This is a genomic window from Pseudoalteromonas sp. SG45-1 (genome assembly GCF_014164135.1).
In the GTDB taxonomy this organism is placed as follows: domain Bacteria; phylum Pseudomonadota; class Gammaproteobacteria; order Enterobacterales; family Alteromonadaceae; genus Pseudoalteromonas; species Pseudoalteromonas distincta.
In genome coordinates, this window is record NZ_JACJEP010000006.1 from 200852 (window position 1) to 207376 (window position 6525).

Consider the following 6525-nt stretch of genomic DNA (forward strand, 5'->3'; position numbering starts at 1 on the left):
CCCTAGTCATTTTTTGTTCAAATGATTGGCGTATGTTAATGTTTTATTCAGTTTGTTTCCAGCCTTTTTATAGATGTTTAGCCAGCTGTTCGATCACCTTGCGAGCTATTTCTATTTTACTTGTTGTTGGTAATTCTAGTTGTTCATTGTGCCAGTACAGTGTTAAAGCATTATGATCGGAATTAAACCCTAAGCCACTTTTTGATACGTCATTAGCGCAAATCATATCTAGATTTTTATTTTGTAGTTTACCTTTAGCATAGCTTTCTACATTTTGAGTTTCGGCGGCAAATCCAACCGTATAGGGGCGGTTTTGTGTAAGGTTTGCAATAGCTGCAATTACGTCAGGGTTTTTAGTTAAAGTAAGGGTGAGTTCGTCGCCTTGCTTTTTCATTTTTTGAGTCGCAATGTTTGCAGCTCGATAATCCGCAACAGCAGCGCAACCTATAAAAGCATCAGATTGTGGTGCATAGGTAAGTGACTCAGTTAATAGCTCCTCAGCGCTTTCTATATTAATAAGGTTTACGCCAGTTGGGGCTTGTATAGTGACAGGGCCCGAGATTAAATTAACTTTAGCACCGAATTGCAAAGCGGCTTCTGCCAGTGCATAACCCATTTTTCCAGAACTGTGATTTGATATAAAACGTACCGGATCGAGAGGCTCACGCGTTGGGCCTGCCGTTATTGTAATTGTTTTTCCTGCAAGTAATTGCGGTTGCTCTTTTGCTGTACATAGTGCAACTAGCTCATGTGGCTCTAACATGCGCCCAGCGCCGATATCGCCACAGGCTTGTTCACCTTTACCTGGGCCCCAAATAAGTACGTTACGTGCTTTTAATGTGGCTAAATTTGCTTGTGTAGCTGCGTGTCCATACATTTGCTGGTTCATGGCTGGTGCTACGGCTACTTTTGCAGGCGTTGCTAGCAGTAACGTTGTTAATAGGTCGTCAGCAATGCCCGCTGCCATTTTTGCAATAATATTGCAGGTAGCTGGGGCAACTAAAATTAAGTCAGCCCATTTTGCAAATTCAATATGCCCCATTGAAGCTTCAGCAGAAGGGTCTAGTAATGAGTCAGAGACTGTTTCTCCACTAACGGCTTGCATGGTCAGTGGTGTAATAAAGTGTTTAGCTGATTCAGTCATAACTACTTTTACTTCACAACCAGCGTCTTTTAATCGCCTAACGAGTTCTGCGCATTTATAAGCTGCAATACCGCCGGTAATACCTAGTACAATTTTTTTGTTTGTTAAGTTAGTCATGAATGTTCATCAGTTTTTATTAAATATTGGGCTTAAAATAACAAATCTTTACCCGTACAGCGAAGTTTTTTAATTCGAAATAACAGGCTAAATTTTAAATTTGCATTACATTTATAAGACACTTTCGCCTCTCAAGGATGAACAATGCAACTTACTTCACTTCCAAACTCACTTCGACCTCGTGAAAAACTCATCGCGAAAGGAGCTAAAGCGCTTACTGATGCTGAGCTCCTTGCCATATTTTTACGAACAGGGTTACCAGGAATGAATGTAATTGAGTTGGCTCAGCATCTATTAAATGAAAATAAAACCCTACATAATTTGTTTAATGCCAGTATTGAGGAGTTTTGCTCTCAAAAGGGGTTAGGGACCGCTAAGTATGTGCAGCTACAAGCTGTATTAGAGCTAAGTCAACGTTATATGCAGGAGCGTTGCCAACGAGATGCAGTGTTTAATTCGCCAAACTCAGTTTATGACTATCTAACAATTCAAATGCGAGGCTTGCAACAAGAAGTATTTATGGTGTTATACCTAGATAGCCAAAATAGATTAGTAAAAGACGAAATACTTTTTTATGGCACAATTAATTCTGCCAGTGTTTATCCGCGTGAAGTGGTAAAGGCTGCCCTTAAAAATAATGCAGCCGCTGTTATTTTTGCGCATAATCACCCAAGTGGTATTGCAGAACCGAGCCAAGCAGACAAACTTATTACGAATAAATTGCAGCAAGCACTGCAATTGGTCGACATAAGTGTGCTCGATCACATCATTGTTGGTGGAGAAACCTGTGTTTCGTTTGCCGAGCGAGGCCTGATTTAGCTTTGTTAGACACATAAGTGTGTTAAAAATGAGCTGTTTAACGTGTTTTGGCAAATTAGTTTAATTTAAATGCAGTTTTTACTTTCCCTAAGGGCATTCGATCTTTATAATTAGCCGCTATCAAATTTACATATATGAGCTGATTGGATAGATCAGTGTTTGATCTTTGCCTGTAAAAGCTGTATAAAGAGCGCCCTTCGATTTATCTCTAGGGCGGAAATACACGGCCTTAGATTAAATTAAGCTCGAGCGAAGTTATTGGAGATATATAGACATGTCTAAAGTATGTCAAGTTACAGGTAAGCGTCCAGCGGTTGGTAATCACCGTTCACACGCGAGAAACGCGACTAGACGTCGTTTCCTACCTAACCTACAAACACACCGTTTTTGGGTTGAAAGTGAAAAACGTTTTGTAACATTACGCACTACTACTAAAGGTATGCGTATTATCGATAAAAAAGGCATCGACACGGTTCTTACAGAAATCCGTGCTCGCGGCGTTAAAGTTTAAGGATCTGAATCATGCGCGATAAAATCCGTTTAGTTTCAACTGCCGGTACTGGTTTTTTCTACACTACTGACAAAAACAAACGTAACATGCCTGAGAAGATGGAAATCAAAAAGTTTGATCCAAAGATTCGTAAACATGTTCTTTTTAAAGAAGCTAAAATTAAGTAATTTTAGTTCTTCTTTTAGAATTTAAAAACCCAGCTTAGGCTGGGTTTTTTGTTTTTAAACTATGATTAGCGAATTGACATAAAAAAACCTCGTTGGCATAACCAACAAGGCTTTTAAATCAAAAAACGTTATACCAATAGCATTAAATTAGTGATTTATTTAATGCGATAAAATAATCATGTTTTTAATAAAATTGGTATCATTAGATTTTTGTGAATGCATCTTGTAGTGGTGGTACTACTTGCTTTTTACGGCTCAGTACACCATCTAACCATACTTTATCATTCTCTGGTTTTACACCGTAAGCCTGCTCAACTAAGTTTGCATCGTCAGATACAATTAGCATTTCTGAGCCTTCTTTCATTATATCGGTAAGCAGTAAAAATACAGAGTGGCGGTTGCCCTCAACTTTTAGCTTAGCAATATCGGCTGCAAGGTCTGCTTTAATATCGTCAAAAACAGCAAGGTCGATTACTTCTAGCTGGCCAATGCCTACTAGGTTACCGTTCATGTTGAAATCTTTAAAGTCACGCATTACTAAATCACGTGCTGGTGTGTCTTCTACCGCAGATTTAACGCGGAACATATCCATACCAAGTTCTTTAAAGTCTTCGATGCCTGCAATTTCAGCTAGCGCTTCAACACATTTAATATCGGCTGTGGTACATGTTGGCGATTTAAATATAACTGTGTCGCTTAAAATTGCACACATCATGATACCAGCGATGTCTTTAGGGATTTCTACGTTGTAGAAGTCATACATCATTTTAATAATGGTGTTTGAACAACCAACAGGACGAATCCAACATTCAAGCGGAGTCGATGATGTTAAGTCACCTAATTTATGGTGATCTACCACACCAACAACGCGAGCTTGGTCGATATCATCAGGTGCTTGTGTTTTTTCTGTGTGATCTACAATATACACATCTTCACCAGCGTAGCTTAACTTAAGCTCTGGTGCTTCAAAACCAAATCTATCAAGGATAAATTGAGTTTCAGGTGAAACTTCACCAAGACGAGTTGGAATTGCTGGCTCATCAATTTGGTTTTTTAAATAAGCCAGTGCAATTGCACCACAAATAGAATCTGAATCTGGGATTTTATGGCCCACTACATACATAGACATTGACGGAACTCCTTTAAATTTGCCGATATTCTAACAAAGTCTGCGGCCTTTAACATATAGACAGCGCAATTAAGTTTTAGTTACACTTTAAAATCTTGAATTTATTAGGTGTATTTATATGCGACTGGGCCGTAAAGGTTGGAACAACGTTATAATATTTTCGATGTTGATTATGATCTTCTTTTTAAATGGCTGGCATAAGCAATTTTTAGGAGGGGAGGATAAACCAGCGTTACAAGCTGTACTCCCCCAGCAAAGTTTTGTACTTACACTGCAATTTGTTGATCAAAAAATTGAGCGAATAGGAACAAGTTGGCGTACAACACCACTACAAAAAGATATACCGCTCGTGTGGAAAGCTTCTGAGCAGCAGCTTAGTGATTTAGTTAACCAATGGCAAAGCGCGGCGCTAATGGGGGTTAATGAGTCTGTTGTTTTTAATCCTAATGCACCTTTATACGTTGCTACATTTGAGTTGGCTGGCGAAAGTATGCCGTGGGTTTATTTGCTCTACAAAGGCGATGGACAATATTATTTACTCGAAAAGAGAAGCCAGCGAATACTCGCACTCGATTTAAAAACTGCTCAGCAGTTATTCCCTAGTTTTGATTTTTCACAAAGTGAGTCTAATTAATGCCTGAATTACCAGAGGTAGAAGTGAGCCGAATGGGTATCACTCCCCACGTACAAAACCAAGTTGTTACAAAGGTAAATATTTACAATGCCAGTATGCGCTGGCCAGTGCCCGATGATGTGTATCAACTTGAAGGGCTAATTGTTACAAGTATTGAGCGACGAGCTAAATATTTACTTTTACATTGTGAGCTTGGGAGCACTATTTTACATTTGGGTATGTCAGGTAATTTGCGTGTAGTAGATAAAAGTGAGCCGCTTAAAAAGCATGACCATGTAGAGTTTATTTTTGGCAACGGTAAAGCGCTGCGCTTAAACGATCCTCGTCGTTTTGGTTGTTGCTTATGGCAAGAGCCCGGTGAAGTGCATAAGCTACTCTCTAAGCTTGGTCCTGAGCCGCTTACCGATGATTTTTTTGCTAAACGCGTGTACGAACAATCGCGCAATAAAAAAGTACCCGTAAAGCAATTTATTATGGATAACGCAGTGGTGGTTGGTGTTGGTAATATTTACGCGAATGAATCGTTATTCAAAGCGGGTATACATCCAAAGCGAGAAGCGGGAAAAGTATCGCTCAAACGTTATCAAGCACTTATCCCTATTATAAAAGACACGCTTGCGGCGGCTATTACACAAGGTGGTACAACGCTTAAAGACTTTGCACAAAGTGATGGTAAGCCTGGGTATTTTGCCCAAGAGTTATTAGTATATGGGCGCAAAGGTAAGCCATGTATGACGTGCGAAAACGAATTAGAAGAAATTAGATTAGGGCAACGCAGTACTATTTTTTGCTCAAATTGCCAAAAGTAGTTATTTGAATTTTACTGACTCTAAATTTAATGAGATTTAAGGGCCAGCTTTAAAAGCGGGCCCTTTATTTTAAAGCTCGAACGGTGCTACACCGACTGCCTTCATTTTATATCCTACCTGCGCGATTTCGCCCGACCATGTTTCTGTGCTTATTATTCCGGTTACAACGATTGCGTCGTACAGACTATCTATAGGCACACCACCTTTAATTGTTACATGGACTATTTGATTTGGCGGTGGTGGTGGTACGTGTATACAGGCGCCAAAATAAGGCACGAGTAAAAACTCAGTAATGACTTCGCTATCGCCCTCAAGTGGCACAACAAAACCTGGCAAACTTACCGATTGACCATCAAGCGCTTTTACCACTGGAGCATCTAAATCGGGTTGCACCCAGTTTTGATCGCTGCCTTCGTGATTAGCTTGTGCTTGAGTGTCTATTTGCATATGACCTTTGGGAATTAAGTCTTCCCAAAAAATTTCTTTTGGTGGATTGGCATAGCTCGCTACGCTTATAAATAATAAGCTAATAGCAGCAATGTATTGAAAAGCTGTTTTAAAAAATGTCATAAAATACCTAAAAATTATGCTTTTATACTCATGCCATCGCTGAGTGAATAAAAATAAGCGCGAGTAGCGGGTATTAAGCCAATAACAAAACCTGCGGCCATAATAACCCCGATTAAGCCCAGTTCATAGTAAGAGAGCATTGTGATATTTACGCTTATACCGGCATGGCTTTGTAAGTAACCGCTGGCTGAAAAAATAACTAAATAGTAAAGCGCACTACCCACTAGGCAACCAAGTAAAGTTGTCAGTAATGACTCAATACTTATAAGTGTAAATAAATGCCAAGGGCGAGCGCCTACTGAGCGCAATATAGCAAGTTCGCGACGTCGCTGGCTCAGATTTGCAAGCAATGTCGTTAACATACCAAGTAAGCTAACTAACACGACAACAGCTGAGAATAGTAATAGTATTTTTTCTACTATGGCGAGCATTTCCCATAACTCTTTAAGTGTTACGGTTGGCATAATGCCAAGCAGGGCTTCTGGCTTATATTGATTTATATTGCGCCTAATTTGTAATGTGTACAAAGGCGAATTAGATCCCATTCAAAATGCTGTAATTTGCTTAGGGTGACCAACTAGGTTGTTATGTTCGTCATGCTCATGCTCATGCTCATGCTCATGCT

The 6525-nt window shown here is 39.6% G+C and carries 8 protein-coding genes and 1 pseudogene; 5 read left to right on the top strand and 4 right to left on the bottom strand.

All coding sequences use genetic code 11. The annotated features are described in order from the left end of the window. Nucleotides 1-67: 67 nt before the first annotated feature. A complete protein-coding gene (gene coaBC / locus H5117_RS08145; RefSeq protein ID WP_182737105.1) occupies nucleotides 68-1261 on the bottom strand; it encodes a bifunctional phosphopantothenoylcysteine decarboxylase/phosphopantothenate--cysteine ligase CoaBC in 1194 nt (397 codons plus the stop codon). Between the two features lie 144 nt (nucleotides 1262-1405). Between coaBC and radC the strand changes: the two genes are divergently transcribed. The 3 genes from radC to rpmG all read left to right on the top strand — a co-directional run bounded on the left by radC (nucleotide 1406) and on the right by rpmG (nucleotide 2758). After that, nucleotides 1406-2080 (top strand): DNA repair protein RadC, encoded by a 675-nt coding sequence (radC, locus tag H5117_RS08150; RefSeq protein ID WP_007581936.1) that lies wholly within the window; start codon nucleotides 1406-1408, stop codon nucleotides 2078-2080. A 274-nt stretch (nucleotides 2081-2354) separates the two neighbouring features. Then, nucleotides 2355-2591, top strand: a complete 237-nt coding sequence (rpmB, locus tag H5117_RS08155; protein WP_004335549.1) for a 50S ribosomal protein L28 — start codon at nucleotides 2355-2357, stop codon at nucleotides 2589-2591. 11 nt (nucleotides 2592-2602) lie between these two features. Next, on the top strand, nucleotides 2603-2758 hold the full coding sequence (gene rpmG, locus H5117_RS08160) for a 50S ribosomal protein L33 (protein ID WP_004335545.1): 156 nt from the start codon (nucleotides 2603-2605) through the stop codon (nucleotides 2756-2758). Nucleotides 2759-2960: 202 nt separating this feature from the next. Here rpmG and H5117_RS08165 read toward each other — a convergent pair whose 3' ends face one another. After that, nucleotides 2961-3887, bottom strand: a complete 927-nt coding sequence (locus H5117_RS08165; protein ID WP_004335532.1) for a manganese-dependent inorganic pyrophosphatase — start codon at nucleotides 3885-3887, stop codon at nucleotides 2961-2963. 118 nt (nucleotides 3888-4005) lie between these two features. Here H5117_RS08165 and H5117_RS08170 point away from each other — a divergent pair, with 118 nt between their 5' ends. Together H5117_RS08170 and mutM are read left to right on the top strand one after the other, a co-directional pair. Further along, nucleotides 4006-4521 (top strand): hypothetical protein, encoded by a 516-nt coding sequence (locus tag H5117_RS08170; protein WP_004335529.1) that lies wholly within the window; start codon nucleotides 4006-4008, stop codon nucleotides 4519-4521. After that, on the top strand, nucleotides 4521-5330 hold the full coding sequence (mutM, locus tag H5117_RS08175; protein WP_004335526.1) for a bifunctional DNA-formamidopyrimidine glycosylase/DNA-(apurinic or apyrimidinic site) lyase: 810 nt from the start codon (nucleotides 4521-4523) through the stop codon (nucleotides 5328-5330). The genes H5117_RS08170 and mutM overlap by 1 nt, the downstream gene beginning before the upstream one ends. A gap of 69 nt (nucleotides 5331-5399) precedes the next feature. On the opposite strand, the gene H5117_RS08180 is transcribed toward mutM, so the two are convergent. Both H5117_RS08180 and H5117_RS08185 read right to left on the bottom strand, forming a co-directional pair. After that, complete coding sequence (locus H5117_RS08180) at nucleotides 5400-5900, bottom strand: DUF3299 domain-containing protein (RefSeq protein WP_004335523.1); 501 nt, start codon at nucleotides 5898-5900, stop codon at nucleotides 5400-5402. Nucleotides 5901-5914: 14 nt separating this feature from the next. Next, nucleotides 5915-6525, bottom strand: a pseudogene (locus H5117_RS08185) (ABC transporter permease); the annotation flags it as partial.

Excerpts from the sequence above, each read along its gene's own strand:
- rpmB (WP_004335549.1), top strand. The coding sequence starts at position 2,355 with ATGTCTAAAGTATGTCAAGTTACAGGTAAGCGTCCAGCGGTTGGTAAT.
- radC (WP_007581936.1), top strand. The coding sequence starts at position 1,406 with ATGCAACTTACTTCACTTCCAAACTCACTTCGACCTCGTGAAAAACTC.
- H5117_RS08180 (WP_004335523.1), bottom strand. The coding sequence starts at position 5,900 with ATGACATTTTTTAAAACAGCTTTTCAATACATTGCTGCTATTAGCTTA.
- mutM (WP_004335526.1), top strand. The coding sequence starts at position 4,521 with ATGCCTGAATTACCAGAGGTAGAAGTGAGCCGAATGGGTATCACTCCC.
- rpmG (WP_004335545.1), top strand. The coding sequence starts at position 2,603 with ATGCGCGATAAAATCCGTTTAGTTTCAACTGCCGGTACTGGTTTTTTC.
- H5117_RS08170 (WP_004335529.1), top strand. The coding sequence starts at position 4,006 with ATGCGACTGGGCCGTAAAGGTTGGAACAACGTTATAATATTTTCGATG.
- coaBC (WP_182737105.1), bottom strand. The coding sequence starts at position 1,261 with ATGACTAACTTAACAAACAAAAAAATTGTACTAGGTATTACCGGCGGT.
- H5117_RS08165 (WP_004335532.1), bottom strand. The coding sequence starts at position 3,887 with ATGTCTATGTATGTAGTGGGCCATAAAATCCCAGATTCAGATTCTATT.